The 14,333-nt window shown below is 67.3% G+C and carries 15 protein-coding genes; 6 read left to right on the top strand and 9 right to left on the bottom strand.

The features are described from left to right. Positions 1 to 157 precede the first annotated feature (157 nt). Positions 158 to 529 carry an STAS domain-containing protein gene (locus ABDC78_RS06230; RefSeq protein WP_178358860.1) on the top strand — a complete coding sequence of 124 codons (372 nt, stop codon included), beginning with the start codon at positions 158 to 160 and terminating at the stop codon, positions 527 to 529. On the opposite strand, the gene ABDC78_RS06235 is transcribed toward ABDC78_RS06230, so the two are convergent. Next, positions 526 to 837: an OB-fold domain-containing protein gene (locus tag ABDC78_RS06235; protein ID WP_178358861.1), complete on the bottom strand. Its 312-nt coding sequence runs from the start codon at positions 835 to 837 to the stop codon at positions 526 to 528. The genes ABDC78_RS06230 and ABDC78_RS06235 overlap by 4 nt on opposite strands. Before the next feature lie 19 nt (positions 838 to 856). Here ABDC78_RS06235 and ABDC78_RS06240 point away from each other — a divergent pair, with 19 nt between their 5' ends. Next, complete coding sequence (locus ABDC78_RS06240; RefSeq protein WP_178358862.1) at positions 857 to 2,056, top strand: thiolase family protein; 1,200 nt, start codon at positions 857 to 859, stop codon at positions 2,054 to 2,056. Positions 2,057 to 2,058: 2 nt separating this feature from the next. On the opposite strand, the gene ABDC78_RS06245 is transcribed toward ABDC78_RS06240, so the two are convergent. From ABDC78_RS06245 to ABDC78_RS06275, 7 genes are all read right to left on the bottom strand, one after another. Next, positions 2,059 to 2,433 carry a nuclear transport factor 2 family protein gene (locus tag ABDC78_RS06245; RefSeq protein WP_178358992.1) on the bottom strand — a complete coding sequence of 125 codons (375 nt, stop codon included), beginning with the start codon at positions 2,431 to 2,433 and terminating at the stop codon, positions 2,059 to 2,061. A gap of 41 nt (positions 2,434 to 2,474) precedes the next feature. After that, the gene (locus tag ABDC78_RS06250) at positions 2,475 to 3,527 is read right to left on the bottom strand and encodes an ABC transporter ATP-binding protein (RefSeq protein ID WP_178358863.1); all 1,053 of its coding nucleotides are present in this window, start codon (positions 3,525 to 3,527) and stop codon (positions 2,475 to 2,477) included. 19 nt (positions 3,528 to 3,546) lie between these two features. Then, positions 3,547 to 4,362: a carbohydrate ABC transporter permease gene (locus ABDC78_RS06255; protein ID WP_178358864.1), complete on the bottom strand. Its 816-nt coding sequence runs from the start codon at positions 4,360 to 4,362 to the stop codon at positions 3,547 to 3,549. Further along, positions 4,359 to 5,210: a sugar ABC transporter permease gene (locus ABDC78_RS06260; protein ID WP_178358865.1), complete on the bottom strand. Its 852-nt coding sequence runs from the start codon at positions 5,208 to 5,210 to the stop codon at positions 4,359 to 4,361. The genes ABDC78_RS06255 and ABDC78_RS06260 overlap by 4 nt, the downstream gene beginning before the upstream one ends. A 40-nt stretch (positions 5,211 to 5,250) precedes the next feature. After that, positions 5,251 to 6,543, bottom strand: coding sequence for a sugar ABC transporter substrate-binding protein (locus ABDC78_RS06265; RefSeq protein ID WP_178358866.1), 1,293 nt, complete (start codon positions 6,541 to 6,543; stop codon positions 5,251 to 5,253). A gap of 61 nt (positions 6,544 to 6,604) precedes the next feature. After that, entirely contained in the window at positions 6,605 to 7,396 is a 792-nt protein-coding gene (locus ABDC78_RS06270; RefSeq protein WP_178358867.1) for an SDR family NAD(P)-dependent oxidoreductase, read from the bottom strand. Then, the gene (locus ABDC78_RS06275) at positions 7,393 to 8,880 is read right to left on the bottom strand and encodes an FGGY family carbohydrate kinase (RefSeq protein ID WP_178358868.1); all 1,488 of its coding nucleotides are present in this window, start codon (positions 8,878 to 8,880) and stop codon (positions 7,393 to 7,395) included. The genes ABDC78_RS06270 and ABDC78_RS06275 overlap by 4 nt, the downstream gene beginning before the upstream one ends. A 153-nt stretch (positions 8,881 to 9,033) precedes the next feature. On the opposite strand from ABDC78_RS06275, the gene ABDC78_RS06280 reads away from it, so the two are divergent. Beyond that, complete coding sequence (locus ABDC78_RS06280; protein WP_178358869.1) at positions 9,034 to 9,849, top strand: BtpA/SgcQ family protein; 816 nt, start codon at positions 9,034 to 9,036, stop codon at positions 9,847 to 9,849. Continuing rightward, the gene (locus ABDC78_RS06285) at positions 9,846 to 10,595 is read left to right on the top strand and encodes an inositol monophosphatase family protein (protein WP_178358870.1); all 750 of its coding nucleotides are present in this window, start codon (positions 9,846 to 9,848) and stop codon (positions 10,593 to 10,595) included. The genes ABDC78_RS06280 and ABDC78_RS06285 overlap by 4 nt, the downstream gene beginning before the upstream one ends. Before the next feature lie 9 nt (positions 10,596 to 10,604). Here the strand turns inward: ABDC78_RS06285 and ABDC78_RS06290 are convergent, their stop codons facing one another. Further along, on the bottom strand, positions 10,605 to 11,405 hold the full coding sequence (locus ABDC78_RS06290) for a DeoR/GlpR family DNA-binding transcription regulator (RefSeq protein WP_178358871.1): 801 nt from the start codon (positions 11,403 to 11,405) through the stop codon (positions 10,605 to 10,607). A gap of 85 nt (positions 11,406 to 11,490) precedes the next feature. On the opposite strand from ABDC78_RS06290, the gene ABDC78_RS06295 reads away from it, so the two are divergent. Further along, positions 11,491 to 12,903: an NAD(P)H-hydrate dehydratase gene (locus tag ABDC78_RS06295; protein ID WP_178358872.1), complete on the top strand. Its 1,413-nt coding sequence runs from the start codon at positions 11,491 to 11,493 to the stop codon at positions 12,901 to 12,903. A 10-nt stretch (positions 12,904 to 12,913) separates the two neighbouring features. Beyond that, positions 12,914 to 14,308: a glutamate decarboxylase gene (locus tag ABDC78_RS06300; protein ID WP_178358873.1), complete on the top strand. Its 1,395-nt coding sequence runs from the start codon at positions 12,914 to 12,916 to the stop codon at positions 14,306 to 14,308. Positions 14,309 to 14,333: the final 25 nt, after the last annotated feature.

Here is a 14,333-nt window from a genome sequence, read left to right on the forward strand (position 1 = left end):
AAAGTTCGCCGAATCGGTTAACGCCGGGCACCCTCCCGCCGATATACCTGTTAACGATTCGTAGTGCAGCGATGGTCGCCGCCCTTTTTACGGCCGCGTGAGCTGCAGCAGACACCGAGTGCGGCGGTGGTGTCTGCCGAGGCCCCGGGGGCGATGAATGAATGTGAGCGAGCACAATCGAAGTGGCAGGTTCAGCATCAGCCCGCGACGTGACGGCGAGACGGTGGTGCTGCACGTGAAAGGCGACTTGGACGTCCTCACCGCACCCACCCTCGGGACGCACCTCGACATTGCGCTGGCGGACTGTCCGTCTGTTCTGATCGTCGACATCACCGACGTGGAGTTCCTGTCCTCAGCCGGCATCAGTGTGCTCGTCGAGACTCACCGGCTCACGGAGCGCGCCCATATGTCGCTGCGCGTGGTGGCGGACGGGCCCGCGACCAGCCGACCCATTCGGATGATGCGCATCGACGAGGTCATCGATCTGTATCCGACGTTGACGGCGGCCATCCGCGGGCAAAATCCCTAGGCCGGTACGAAGACTGGGGTATCAGCGGTACCCCTCGCCGCGACCCGCATGCCGATGGAGACCGAATCAGTTTGACAGTCAACGATATTCGCCACGATCCGTAGGTCGTGCTGTTCGTCGAGCCCGATGACCGCGATGATGTACGGGACCGGAATCGTCGGGTCGAACGCATGGTGGTTCACGGTGTAGGTGAACACGCTGCCGCGGCCGCTGACGGGCTCAGGTGTCAACTCACCGCCGCAGTCCGGGCAGTCGGGGGCGGGCGGCGACACCCACAGCGAACATCGGACGCACCTCGGCACGCGCATGACGGCTAACGTACCTCGGGTGACGCACTTCGAGAAGAACGCGATCATCAGCGGCATCGGCATCTCGAGGATCGGGCGCCGCACCGGCATTCCCGGGTTGGAGCTGACTCTGGAGGCCGGCCGCGAAGCGATCGCCGATGCCGGGCTGGCCCCGTCGGACATCGACGGAGTCGCCACGCTGGGAGACGTCACGGCGGGGGAGTTGCTGCCTGCGCTGGGAATCGATGCGATCGACCGTGGGTCGGACTTCCTCACCGGCGGGGTGATCAACCCGGTGATCGCGGCGATGCGCGCCGTCGGGGAAGGTGGCGCCCGGCACGTGTTGGTGTATCGCACCGTGCAGATGCTCGGCGGTGCACTCACCGGCAACCCCACCGCCCCCTCGCGACCGAACGTGCTGACGTCGCCGCCGGTCGAGCCGAGAACCCCCGGGACCCGTCGCCAGATCGGTGCGATCGACGACATCGGCGAACTGCTGGGCGCGCACGCCTACTCGGCGGCCAACTGGACCGCGATGCACTGCCGTCGTCACATGGAGCTCTACGGAACCACCAACGAGCAGTTGGGCTGGCTGGCGATCAACAGCCGTCGCAATGCGGCGCTGAATCCCAGGGCGGTCTACCGGGACCCGATGACGATGGAGGACTACCTGTCGGCGCGGCCCGTGTCGACCCCGCTGGGGTTGTTCGACTGTGACGCCCCTATCGACGGGTCGGTGGCGCTGGTGATCTCACGCGCCGATCACGCGGCGGATTGCCCGCAACCGCCGGTGGCGGTCGAGGCGATCGGCGGCGCCTACGGGTCCGGGGGCTGGGTGCACCGCGCCGATTATCCGAAGATGGCCTCTGTCGAGGCGGCCGCGCAGCTGTGGTCGCGGACCGATCTGACACCCGCGGACGTGCAGATCGCCGAATTGTACGACGGCTTCACGTTTCTGACGTTCGCGTGGCTGGAGGCGCTCGGGCTCTGCGGCGACGGTGAGGCCGGGCCGTTCGTCGAAGGAGGCCGGCGCATCGCGCTCGACGGCGAACTGCCACTGAACACCTATGGCGGCCAACTGTCGGCAGGGCGCCTGCACGGCTACTGGCTGCTGCACGAGGCCTGTCTGCAGCTGCGTGGTCAGGCCGGCGACCGCCAGGTGATGCAACGGCCGCAGGTGGCGCTGGCAGCCGCGGGCGGCGGGCCCATCGCCGGCTGCATGGTGCTGACCTGCAGGTGAGGTCAGTTCTTGGCGGACTGCTGGTAGAGAACGAGCTTCCAGCCGTCGCCGGCGCGGTGGTACACCGAGGACATCGCGCCGACAAACGGCTCGTCCTGCCCGTCCCGAAACCCGGTGCCGGTGTAGACGAGCGCGGCGGTGTCGGGCGTGACCTCGATCAACCGGACGTCGCTGATCTCGTAGCGCGCCCAGGGCGGTGACTCGCCGAGCGCCGCGGTGACCGTGGCACGATCCATCACCATGCCGTTGGCCAACACCATCACGGCGTCGTCGGCCATCACGCCGCCGTAGAACTGGTCGCCGGTGCCCTCGCACAGTGACTTCCAGCCTGCGTGTTCGAGTTCGAGCAGCTCGTCAGTGAGTTCACGATTCGCCATGGCCGCGTGGTTACCCACCGGCAGGGAGGTCGAATCGGTCACTACCGAAGGCGCACACCACTTGCGACGTCGAAGCGGTGCACTTCAGATGGGGCGGCGGACAGAGCCACCTGGGCGCCGACCGGGATCTCGGGCAGGGACCCGGCGGTGACGACGCTGGTGAGGACGTGTTCCCCGGCGCGAACGGTGACGATCGCGCGCGGTCCCAGCAGCTCGATGAGCTCCACGGTCGCCGGGCCCTCGGGATCAGGCGCGAGGGTGAGGTCGTCCGGGCGGATGCCGATCGTCACCGACGAAGCCTCAGGGCCACCTACCGTGACCACAAGTCCTGACGGGGTGCGTAGTTCGCCTCCGGTCACCGCGCCGTCGATCAGGTTCATCTTCGGGCTGCCGACAAAGGCCGCGACGAATGTGTCAGCCGGGCAACGGTATACCTCTTCGGGCGGGCCGGCCTGTGCGATGCGCCCGTCACGCATCACCACGATACGGTCCGACAGCGTCATCGCCTCTTCCTGATCGTGGGTGACGTACAGAGACGTCACGCCCAGCCGACGCTGCAGTCTGAGCAGCTCGGTCCGGGTCTCCACCCGCAGTTTGGCGTCGAGATTGCTCAGTGGCTCGTCGAACAGGAACACCGCCGGCTCGCGGATGATCGCGCGGCCGATCGCGACCCGCTGCTGCTGACCGCCCGAGAGGTCCTTGGGCTTGCGGGCCACCAGGTGGCCGAGCCCCAGCGAGTCGGCGATGTCGTCGGCCTGACGCAGTGCGTCCGAACGCGGAATCCGCTTGGCGCGCAATGGGAAAGCGATGTTCTCCCGAACCGTCAGATGGGGGTAGAGGGCGTAGTTCTGGAACACCATCGCGATGTCGCGCTGCTTGGGTTCGAGACGGGTGACGTCGCGGCCGTCGATGCGGATGGTGCCTGAGGTGACCTCCTCCAGGCCCGCCAGCATGCGCAGCGAGGTGGTCTTGCCGCAGCCCGAGGGGCCGACGAGCACCGTCATGCTGCCGTCGGTGAGTTCCAGGTCCAGGTCGGACACCACTGCCATGTCACCGTAGGACTTGCTGACCCCGGAGAAGCTGACTGCTGCCATCTGAGCAAAACCTCGCTTGCTAGTACTTGACCGCGCCGCCGCTGATGCCCTGCACCAAGCGTCGCTGAATGAAGAAGCTGGCCACCACCACCGGGATGATGGCGATCATGATCGCGGCGCTCATCGCACCGATCTGCACGCCGCGGAACGTGTTGAAGCTCGAGATCGCCACGGGCAGAATCGCCGCGTTGCCGGGGGCGAGGATCAGTCCGTAGAACATGTCGTTCCACGACAGCGTGAAGCCGAAGATCCCGGCCGCACCGATGCCGGGGAACACCTGCGGAAGCACCACCAGCCTGAACGCCTGCCAGCGGGTGAACCCGTCGACGCGGGCCTGCTCCTCGAGAGAGGACGGCACGGCCTCGAAGAAGCCGATCAGGAACCACGTCACCAGCGGCAGAACAAAACTCAGATGCGCGAAGATCACCGGCAGCAGCGTGTCGGTCATCCGCAACGCCTGCGCCATCGTCAGGAACGGAAACACCATGACCGCCGGTGGCACGACCTGGGCGGCGAGCATCCCGAAGCGGGTCAGCGAGCCACCGGCGCGGTACTTGGCGATCACGTAGGCGCCCATGCACCCGACGACCAGACTCACCGACACCGTGATGACACCGACGATGAGGCTGCGTCCCGCGGCGGCGAAGATCCCCGAATCCAGCACCGACCGCCAGTTCTCCAGCGTCGGACTGAACGCCACCAGGAACGGTTCGGCCATCTGGCCCGACGTCTTGAAACTCGCCAGGGCCACCCAGATGATCGGGAACAGCACAAACAGGAAGGTCGCCGTCAGCACGGCGATCCGGATGATCTCCAGCCAGCGCGGTCGGGTCATCGGGCCTTGCTTCTCTCCATCGTGCGGAAGGCCACCACGATCACGGCCAGAACCAGGACCAGCACGATGAACGCCATCGCACTGGCCGCCGCGAGCCGGAAGAACTGGATGCCCTCCAGGTACATGAAGTACTGCAGGGTCTCGGTTTCGGTGCCGGGTCCGCCGCGGGTGGTGGCGTACACGTACTCGAACACCCGCAGTGCATCCAGGCCGCGCAGCAGCACGGCGACGGTCAGCACCGGCGCCAACATCGGGATGAGCACCCGACGCAGTTGGTAGACCGGTCCGGCGCCGTCCACCCGCGCCGCTTCCAGAGGTTGTTTGGGCATCGACTCGAGGCCGGCGAGGATCAGCAGCACCATGAACGGCGTCCACTGCCAGACGTCGATGAACGCCAAGGTCAGCAGTGCCCGGCCGGGACCGAAGAAGTCGTAGTCGGCGCCGACGGCGTGCAACAGGGCCGGGACGGCGCCGATCTGGTCGTTGAGCAGGAACCTGAAGATCAGTCCGACCGCGATCGGCGTGATGAACATGGGCGCCAACACGATTGCCCGCGCCAGATCTTTGGCCCAGCGTTGCCGGTACAGTGCCAGCGCCACCGCGAAGCCCAGGACCAGTTCCAGGCTGACCGCGATGACGACGTAGATCGCGGTGGTTGCGAAGGCGTCCCAGAACGCCGAATTGGACAGCGCCGAAGCGAAGTTCGCGCCACCGACGAAATTCGGCGCACCCCGGTCGGTCAGCCGGTAGTCGGTGACCGACAGATACAGCGCATAACAGAGCGGGAATCCGACGGCCACGCCGAACAGGGTCAGCAACGGCGTCAGCATGCCGTACTTGAACCTCATATGTGGCTACCTTGCGGCATGGCCGCCGGATTCCCCTTGCTCACTGCTGGATCCGCTCCACCGCCGCCTGGGCGTCCCGCAACGCGTCGGCGACGCTCTTGCTGCCGGCCACCGCCTCGTTGAGTTCGGTTCCCACGGCCTGGATCATCTCTTCACCGCCGCGCCCCTGGGACAGCGGCGAGGCGTCGGCCAGGATCTCTCCGACCGCCTGGTAGTAGTCGGCTCCGAAGCCGTCGGCCAGCACCGTCTCATTGGTCAGCGAACTCTCGCGGATCACCGCGCCACCTTCGGCAACACGCTGAACGTCGATCTCGGGGGAGGTGACCCAGGAGATGAACGCCCATGCAGCGTCGGATGTGGCGGAGTTGGCCGGAATGGCCCAACTCCACGACCCCAGTGCGGATTTACCGCCGGGGATGGGTGCCAGCGCGAACTGTCCGGCGCGGTCACCGGAGGCGCCCGCCGGGTCGTTGAGGGCGGGCAGGTTCCAGTTGTAGCCGACCATCGAGGCGGCCTGGCCGCTCGACACCGAACGGAACGCCTCGTCGAAGGCCCAGTTGAGGCTGTTGGGCGGTGCGGCCGTGTTGTAGGTCTCGATGTAGGCATCCAGGGCGCGGGCCGCCTGCTCGGTGTTCAGAGTCGGCCGGCCGTCGGAGTCATAGATCGATCCGCCTGCGGCGAACAGCCAGTTGGCCCATTCTTCGAAGATCTTGTAGCCACGCTGCGGCTGCATCGCGATGCCGGCGCGGGTGTCGGTCCTGAGCTGTTGTGACGTGCGCACCAGCGCATCGAGGTCGGTGGGCACCGTCTGGCCGGACCCCGTCATGTCGACGGTGTTGTAGATGTAGCCCAGCGCATAGTTGTAGAACGGAACGCCGTAGGTGGTGCCGTCGACATCGGTGATGTCGGTGAGAGACGAGAAGAAGTCGCCGGGATCGTAATCGGGTGTCGAGTCGATCCGTTCGTTGAGCGGCTCGAGGAAGCCGGCGTCGGCGAAGTCGTCCATCCAGGGGTTGTCCACCACGATCAGGTCGTAGGCCGGCTCCGCCGACTGGAACGACGACACCAGGCGATCACGCATCTGGTCGAAAGTCATCGTCTCGATGTTGATCTCGATGTCCGGGTAGGTCTCGTTGAACTTGCCGACCAGACCCTGGACGATATCGGTGTCGGGCACGTTCTCCATCAGCACTCGGACGGTGCCCGAGGTATCGGTGGGGACGTCGCCGAGCCCGGAGGACTCCTGTTCGCCCGAACCGCCACTGCCGGCACACCCGGAGAGGGTCAGGCCCGCTGCCAGCAGCAGCGCCGGCCACGCCTTGGGGATCTTCATGCGTTCTCACTTCCGTTGTTCTGGTGATGATTTCAGGACCGTCGGTGCAGTGGTGGAGAGCTCAATCCATGTAGGCACCACCGTTGATCGACAGGGCTTCGCCGGTGATGAACCCGGCATCATCTGAGACCAGGAATGCCACTGCGCGGGCGACGTCCTCGGGAGTCTGCAGTCGCGCGAGCGGCGTGGCGTCGATCCACGACTGCCGGACCGCTTCCGGGGTCGAGCCGGAAAGCGAGGCCTCCCATTCCAATTCGCGGGATTGCATGGGGGTTGCAACGAATCCGGGGCACACGCAGTTGACGGTGATGCGGTGCTCTGCCAGTTCGAAGGCCATCGCCTGGGTCAGGCCCAGCACGCCGAACTTCGATGCGACATAGTCGGCGAGAAACGGCACCCTGCCCTGTTTGGCCGCCATCGACGCGGTGTTGACGATGCTGCCCTGCGTGCCGGTGCGGATCATGGCGCGTGCGGCGGCCTGCCCGCAGAAGAACACCGCCTTGAGGTTGATCTCCAGTGACCGGTCGTACTGTTCGGGGGAGACGTCGACGAACCTCTGCATCGCCGAGATCCCGGCGTTGTTGATCCAGGCGTCGAGGCCCAGTCGGTCAGCGACGTCGTCGGCCAGCGCGACCGCCGCCTCCCGGTCGGTGACGTCGAACCGCAGGTGCTCATGTCCCCGCTCGTCACCACCGGCCAGGCCGGCAGCGGTCTGTGTTGCGCCCTCGGGGTTGATGTCGGTGACGATGACGCGCCAGCCGCGCTCGGCCAGGGTGACGGCGATCGAGCGGCCGATGCCGGAGCCGGCGCCGGTGACGACGGCGGTACGGATGGAGGTGTTGTCTGCGGTCATGGCCGGTCCCTTCGTGCGAGTCGGTGTGAAACGGGGGCGAGCGTGTCGCCGACCGCGCGCCATTCGGGGTAGGCCTCGGCGTACCGCTCGACGTGGCGTTGCTCAGGGACGACGGGCTCGCCCAGCGTGCGGAAGCGGTCCGTGTGGCCCCAGTCGTCGATCATGCCGACACCGACCCCGGCGATGACCGCCGCGCCCAGTGACGCGCCGGGGTGCCCGATGATCGGCCACAGTTCGGTGTCGAGGACGTCGGCGAGAATCTGCTTCCACAGCGTCGACTTGCTGCCGCCGTTGGTGACCATCGCGCGCCCCAGCGGCACACCGAGGTCGGCGAACACCTCGGTGTGGTGCTTGAAGCCGAACGCCACGGCTTCGAGAACCGACCGGTACATGTCCGCGCGGGTGTGCGCGAGGTCCAGGCCCACGAAGGCGCCGCGCAGATCCGGATCGTGAAGGGGGCTCTTCTCGCCGAGGAAGTAAGGTAGACAGAGGATTTCAGCGGGATCCCGATGCTCTGCCTCCGCGTCGAGGTCGAGCAGGTCGATGCCGCCCGCCAGTGTCTGGAACCAGCGGATCAGGCTGCCGCTGGTGGCCATGCAGCCGTTGGGCAGCCAGCGACCCGGTACCGGGTGCGCGTCGAGGTAGAGCCTGGCGTCGGGCACCGGTTCGTCGCTGGCCACCAGCACATCGCCCGCGCCGCCGAGCTTGACCAGCCAGTCGCCCGCGGTGTCGACCCCGGCCGCGTAGGCGGACAGCACGTGGTCGGCGCCGCCGACGATCAGGGGCAGACCGGCGCGCAGACCTGTGGCTGCCGCCGCGGCCGAACTCAGCACCCCGGCCTGCTGGCCGGGTGCGAGGATGTCAGGCTGGATGTCGTCGAGCAGGTCGGCCGCGGCGAACATCGGTTGGTAGGGCTTGCCTGCGAGGGTGCCCAGCCCGGATTCGATGGACCAGTTCAACTCGACGTGGGGAGCGGCGCCCAGCGCCATCAGGACCCAGTCGTAGGACCCCACCAGGCGCGCGGTGCGTCGCCACGTGTCGGGTTCGTTGGCGCGCAGCCACATCGCCGTCGGGGCCACCGACTGCTGGGTGATCGCCGACCCGGTCGCGGCCAGCACATCACCGGGCGGCAGCAGTTCGCGCATGGAGTCGATCTCGGCGGTGGCGCGGGAGTCGTTCTGCAGGATGGCGCGGCGCACCGGGGCTCCGGCCTGATCGAGCACCACCACGGCGGGAACCATCCCGGTGGTCGCCAGTGCGCCGACATCGGCTGCGGAAACCCTCGATTCGGTCAACACTTCGCGAACAGTGCTGTGCACGTTGTCGATCCACTGCGCGGGATCGGCCTCGGCCTGACCAGATCTGTCGGCGAAAAGTCTGCTGTCGCGTGAGGCCTGGGCCACGATGCGGCCCGCGGTGACGTCGACGAGCACCGTCTTGGTTCCCGTGGTGCCGACATCGACACCGATCGTGAACTCCGGCATGCCGTCTCCTCCGCTCGGTTGTCTAGACGATACCAACCATGCTGTTAGATTCTCACACGTTCTGTGTAACAATCACGTTAGAGGGGCGGATTCTGCCCCGCATGCTGTTATCAAATAACACCAGAGGACGCGACGACAATCCGAGAGGCTCCGATGACCACCTGGCTGGACGACGTATTCGGCGTTCGCAAACCCGTGATTGCGATGCTGCACCTTCTTGCCCTACCGGGCGATCCGGGCTTCGACTCCGCCGGCGGCGTTCGGGCGGTCGTCGACCGGGCCAGGGCCGAACTCGCCGAGCTGCGCGAAGGCGGCGTGGACGGCGTGATGATCTCGAATGAGTTCAGCCTGCCGTACCTGACCCAGACCGAGCCGATCACGGCCATCACGATGGCACGGGTGATCGGAGAGCTGCTGCCGGAACTGACGCTGCCCTACGGGGTCAATGTGCTGTGGGACGGTCGGGCCTCCATCGACCTCGCCGTCGCAACCGGCGCGCAGTGGGTGCGCGAGATCTTCACCGGGGTGTACGCCAGCGATTTCGGGCTGTGGAACACCAACGTCGGCGAGGCGGCACGCCACCGCCAGCGCGTCGGTGGGTCCGACGTCAAGCTGCTGTTCAACATCGTGCCCGAATCAGCGGTCTACCTGGCCGACCGCGATCTGGCCTCGGTCACCGCCACGACGGTGTTCGCCACCAAACCCGACGCCATCTGCGTCTCCGGCCTGACCGCCGGAGCGTCCACCGACGCCCAAGCGCTGAAGGTGGTCAAGGACTCGGCCGGTGTGGTGCCGGTGTTCGTCAACACCGGGGTGCGTGCGCACAACGCGGCCGAACAGCTCGCGGTCGCCGACGGCGCCATCGTCGGGACCTATTTCAAGCAGGACGGGGTATTCGAGAACCGCGCTGTCGCATCGCGCGTCACCGAACTGATGGGCGCGGTCAAAGAGTTCCGCAGCACGCTGTGAGCGCCGACGCCGACTCTGATGAGCTGCGCACGCTCGCCGTGGCTGCGGCTCAGCGCGGAGCCGGCGTCTGTCTGCGGCCGTTGAGCGAACACGACGACGTGGTCACCAAAGGTGCGGTCGGAGACCTCGTCACCGCGGTGGACCGCGCCGCCGAGGAGGCGGTGCGCCAGGTGGTGCTGAGTGCGCGGCCGGACGATTCGCTTCTCGGTGAGGAACTTCCGTCGCACACGGGTAGCTCGGGCCTGCAGTGGGTGATCGACCCGCTCGACGGCACCACCAACTTCACCCGCCGCATCCCGTTCTACGCGACGTCGATCGCGGTGCGCCGCGACGACGGGACCTGGCTCGCGGCGGCGGTCAGCGCACCGGTACTGAGAACCACCTGGAGCGCGGCGCGTGGAGCTGGAGCACATGTCGAAACCGACTCGGGCCGTGAGGAATTACCGGTCCACCTGCCGGCGTCCTCGGCTCGGTTGCTGGGCACGGGGCTGTCCTACGACGCCCATCACCGGCGCCGCCAGGTCCGCGAACTGAGCGGGCTGCTGGTCGACTACACCGATATGCGTCGATTCGGGGCAGCGGCCATCGACCTGTGCCTGGTGGCGCAGGGAAGCCTGGATGCCTTTGTCGAAGATGATCTGGCCGTGCACGACTGGGCGGCCGGTGCGCTCATCGCGGAGGAGGCCGGCGCGCAGGTCCGCCGCCCGACCGCTCGTGACGCCACGATGTCGGCCCGGTGGCGTTGAGTCGGGATCTCACCGCGTCGCCGACTCGGGATCGGCGGCCACGCAGCGCACATCCACGCCTGCTGCGCGTAGCTGCGCCACGGTGGGATGGTGCGGCGACCCATCGGTCACCAACACCGCGATCGAGGACACCGGCGCGACGTTGATCAGTTGCACCCGACCGAGTTTGGACGCGTCGGCTGCCACGATCACCCGGTCCGCCGAGCGCATCGCCGCCTGCTTGACGTTGCCTTCCTCGCGGTGGTACTCCGATGCTCCGCGGCGCCCGTGCACCCCGGCGATGCCCATCACGTAGGTGTCGCTGTTGTAGCGCAGATAGAAGTCCTCGGCCTCGGCGCCGATCAGGCTCAGCTCGCCGGGGCGGACCTTGCCGCCGGTGAGCAGGACCGTGGTGTCCGGTTCGCCGGCGAGTTCCACCGCGACCAGGACGCTCGGGGTGATCACGGTCAGGCCGAGCGCTCGGCCCTTCAGCGCGCGCGCGACCGCGAGCACCGTGCTGCCGCTGTCCAGAATCACGGTTTCCTCGGGAGCCAGCAGATCGGCCACGGCTTGGGCGATGTGGGTCTTCCCGCCGGCCGCGACCGCCGCGCGGGCGTCGAACGACGGCTCGGTGGCCTTCCCGCCGAACGCGATTGCGCCGCCGAGGACTCGTCGCGCAATGCCCTGCTCTTCGAGCCGCTCGATATCGCGGCGGATCGTCATCGCCGAGACGTCGTACTCCTTGGCCAGTGAGGTGAAGTCCACTTCGCGGTCGGACTGGATGCGCGCGGCGATCGCGGCGCGACGCGTGTGGGCATCCAGCGTGGGCACGACAGACAGCCTATCGCTGGACCTGTGAGTAATTCACATTAATCATGTGAGCCCGCCACAGAGGTGCGGCGACTAGCGTGGAGTCATGCGGTACTACTACTCGGCCGACGAGATCCGTGAGGCCGAAGCACCGCTGTTGGCATCCCTTCCCGACGGCGCACTGATGCGCCGGGCCGCTTACGGATTGGCCACCTCGATCGCCGGTGAACTCGGCACCGTCAGCGGCCGCTGCGTCTGCGCGGTCGTCGGCTCCGGCGACAACGGCGGCGACGCCCTCTGGGCTGCGACCTATCTTCGCCGCCGCGGCGCCCGCGCGACAGCGATCCTGCTCAACCCGGAGAAGGCCCACCCCAAAGCCCTCGCGGCGTTCACAAGGGCGGGCGGTCGGATCGTCCAGAAGTTGCCTCTGTCAACGGATCTGGTGATCGACGGCGTCGTCGGCATCTCCGGCTCCGGACCGCTTCGACCGAATGCGGCGGCGGTGTTCGACGCCGTACAGGCAGCCGGCGTCCCGGTCGTCGCCGTCGACATGCCCAGCGGCGTCGACGTCCACACCGGTGCGGCCGACGGCCCGCACGTCACACCCGCGGTGACGGTCACGTTCGGCGGGCTCAAGCCGGTCCACGCACTGCGGGACTGCGGGCGTGTCGAACTCATCGACATCGGGCTGGATCTGCCGGCGAGTGCCATGGTGGGTTTCGAGGCCGACGACGTGGCCGCCCGCTGGCCGGTCCCCGGACCCCACGACGACAAGTACACCCAGGGCGTCACCGGTGTGATGGCCGGTTCGGAAACCTACCCCGGCGCGGCGATCCTGTGCACCGGCGCTGCGGTGGCCGCCACGTCCGGCATGGTTCGGTACGCGGGAACTGCTGCGGCAGAGGTGGTTTCGCACTGGCCGGAGGTGATCGCGACACCCGGTCACGCGTCAGCGGGCCGAGTGCAGGCCTGGGTCGTCGGTCCCGGTCTGGGCACCGACGAGACAGCGGCGGCAGCATTGTGTTTTGCGCTGGAATCCGACGTGCCGGTCATCGTCGACGCCGACGGGCTGACGATCCTGGCCGCCCATCCCGAGCTCGTCGCAGGCCGCAGCGCCCCGACCGTTCTGACCCCGCATGCCGGCGAGTACGCCCGACTGGCCGGGTCAGCGCCCGGTGAGGACCGTGTGGGAGCCACCCGGCGGCTCGCCGATCAACTGGGTGTCACCGTCCTGCTCAAGGGCAACGTCACCGTCATCGCCGAGCCCCACGGCACGGCATATCTCAATGTCGCCGGTCAATCCTGGGCGGCCACCGCCGGATCCGGTGACGTGCTCTCCGGGATCGTGGGTGCACTTCTGGCGTCGGGTCTGCCGCCGGGTGAGGCGGCGGCTGCGGCAGCATTCGTCCACGCGCGCGCCGCCGACATGGCGGCGCGGGACCCCGGACCGGCGCCGGTGCCGACATCGGCCTCGCGAATACTTGCCCATCTGCGAACAGCACTGGGCTCCATGCTCTAGAAAGAACCTCATGCCCAACGTTTCTCATCATTCGTCGTTGTCGCCCGCCTACACCGGAAGGTTGTCCACCAACCCGATTCCGGCCCTGCGTCTCCCGGACGAGTCGATGGATCCGGATCAGACGTACCGCTTCATCCACGACGAGCTGATGCTCGACGGCAGCTCGCGGCTCAACCTGGCCACGTTCGTGACGACGTGGATGGATCCCGAGGCCGGACTGTTGATGTCGGAGACGTTCGACAAGAACATGATCGACAAGGACGAATACCCGGTCACCGCGGCGATCGAGCAGCGTTGCGTGTGCATGGTCGCCGATCTCTTCCACGCCGAGGACCTGCGCGACGACGACCCGTCCACCGCGATCGGCGTGTCCACCGTGGGTTCCAGCGAGGCCGTGATGCTGGCGGGTCTGGCGCTGAAATGGCAGTGGCGCGAGCGGGTGGGTGACGGATGGAAGGGACGAACCCCGAATCTGGTGATGGGCTCGAACGTGCAGGTGGTGTGGGAGAAGTTCTGCCGGTACTTCGACGTCGAGGCGCGCTACCTGCCGATGGAGGAGGGCCGTTATGTCATCACTCCCGAGCAGGTGATCGACGCGGTCGACGAGGACACGATCGGCGTCGTGGCGATCCTGGGCACCACGTTCACCGGTGAGCTCGAGCCCGTCGGCGAGATCTGTGCGGCGCTGGACAAGCTGGCCGCCGACGGCAAGCCCGACATCCCGGTGCACGTCGACGCCGCCTCCGGTGGGTTCGTGGTGCCGTTCCTGCATCCCGACGTGGTGTGGGACTTCCGGCTGCCCCGGGTGGTGTCGATCAACGTCAGCGGACACAAGTACGGGCTGACCTATCCCGGCATCGGCTTCGTGGTGTGGCGCAACGCCGCGCACCTTCCGGAGGACCTGGTGTTCCGGGTCAACTACCTCGGCGGCAACATGCCGACGTTCACATTGAACTTCTCTCGGCCCGGCAACCAGGTGGTGGGTCAGTACTACAACTTCCTGCGGCTCGGCCGCGAGGGCTACACGCAGGTGATGAGGGCGTTGTCCGACAACGCGCAGTGGTTCGCCCGCGAACTCAACGCCATGACCGGCCCCGGCAACAAACGGGTGTTCGACGTGATCTCCGACGGGTCGGCGATCCCGGTGGTGGCGTTCAAGCTCGTCGAGGGCACGACCTACACCGTGTTCGACGTATCGGCGCTGCTGCGCAGCTACGGCTGGCAGGTTCCCGCGTACACGATGCCCGACGACGCCAGCGACATCGCGGTGCTTCGGGTGGTCGTGCGCGAAGGCTTCTCGGCGAACCTGGCCCGCGCCCTTCGTGACGACCTGGTCGAGGTGCTGGCCAAGCTGAACAAGGTCAACATCGGCGGCTTCGCCGACGAGGCGCACTTCGCCCACTGAAACCGCGCCTGGGACAATCGGGCGC

It is taken from the genome of Mycobacterium sp. DL (assembly GCF_039729195.1).
In the GTDB taxonomy this organism is placed as follows: Bacteria; Actinomycetota; Actinomycetes; order Mycobacteriales; family Mycobacteriaceae; genus Mycobacterium; species Mycobacterium hippocampi_A.

Bases quoted from the DNA above. Each gene is read 5' to 3' on its own strand.
- ABDC78_RS06230 (WP_178358860.1), top strand. From the start codon at position 158: ATGAATGTGAGCGAGCACAATCGAAGTGGCAGGTTCAGCATCAGCCCG.
- ABDC78_RS06235 (WP_178358861.1), bottom strand. From the start codon at position 837: ATGCGCGTGCCGAGGTGCGTCCGATGTTCGCTGTGGGTGTCGCCGCCC.
- ABDC78_RS06245 (WP_178358992.1), bottom strand. From the start codon at position 2,433: ATGGCGAATCGTGAACTCACTGACGAGCTGCTCGAACTCGAACACGCA.
- ABDC78_RS06250 (WP_178358863.1), bottom strand. From the start codon at position 3,527: ATGGCAGCAGTCAGCTTCTCCGGGGTCAGCAAGTCCTACGGTGACATG.
- ABDC78_RS06255 (WP_178358864.1), bottom strand. From the start codon at position 4,362: ATGACCCGACCGCGCTGGCTGGAGATCATCCGGATCGCCGTGCTGACG.
- ABDC78_RS06260 (WP_178358865.1), bottom strand. From the start codon at position 5,210: ATGAGGTTCAAGTACGGCATGCTGACGCCGTTGCTGACCCTGTTCGGC.
- ABDC78_RS06265 (WP_178358866.1), bottom strand. From the start codon at position 6,543: ATGAAGATCCCCAAGGCGTGGCCGGCGCTGCTGCTGGCAGCGGGCCTG.
- ABDC78_RS06270 (WP_178358867.1), bottom strand. From the start codon at position 7,396: ATGACCGCAGACAACACCTCCATCCGTACCGCCGTCGTCACCGGCGCC.
- ABDC78_RS06275 (WP_178358868.1), bottom strand. From the start codon at position 8,880: ATGCCGGAGTTCACGATCGGTGTCGATGTCGGCACCACGGGAACCAAG.
- ABDC78_RS06280 (WP_178358869.1), top strand. From the start codon at position 9,034: ATGACCACCTGGCTGGACGACGTATTCGGCGTTCGCAAACCCGTGATT.
- ABDC78_RS06295 (WP_178358872.1), top strand. From the start codon at position 11,491: ATGCGGTACTACTACTCGGCCGACGAGATCCGTGAGGCCGAAGCACCG.
- ABDC78_RS06300 (WP_178358873.1), top strand. From the start codon at position 12,914: ATGCCCAACGTTTCTCATCATTCGTCGTTGTCGCCCGCCTACACCGGA.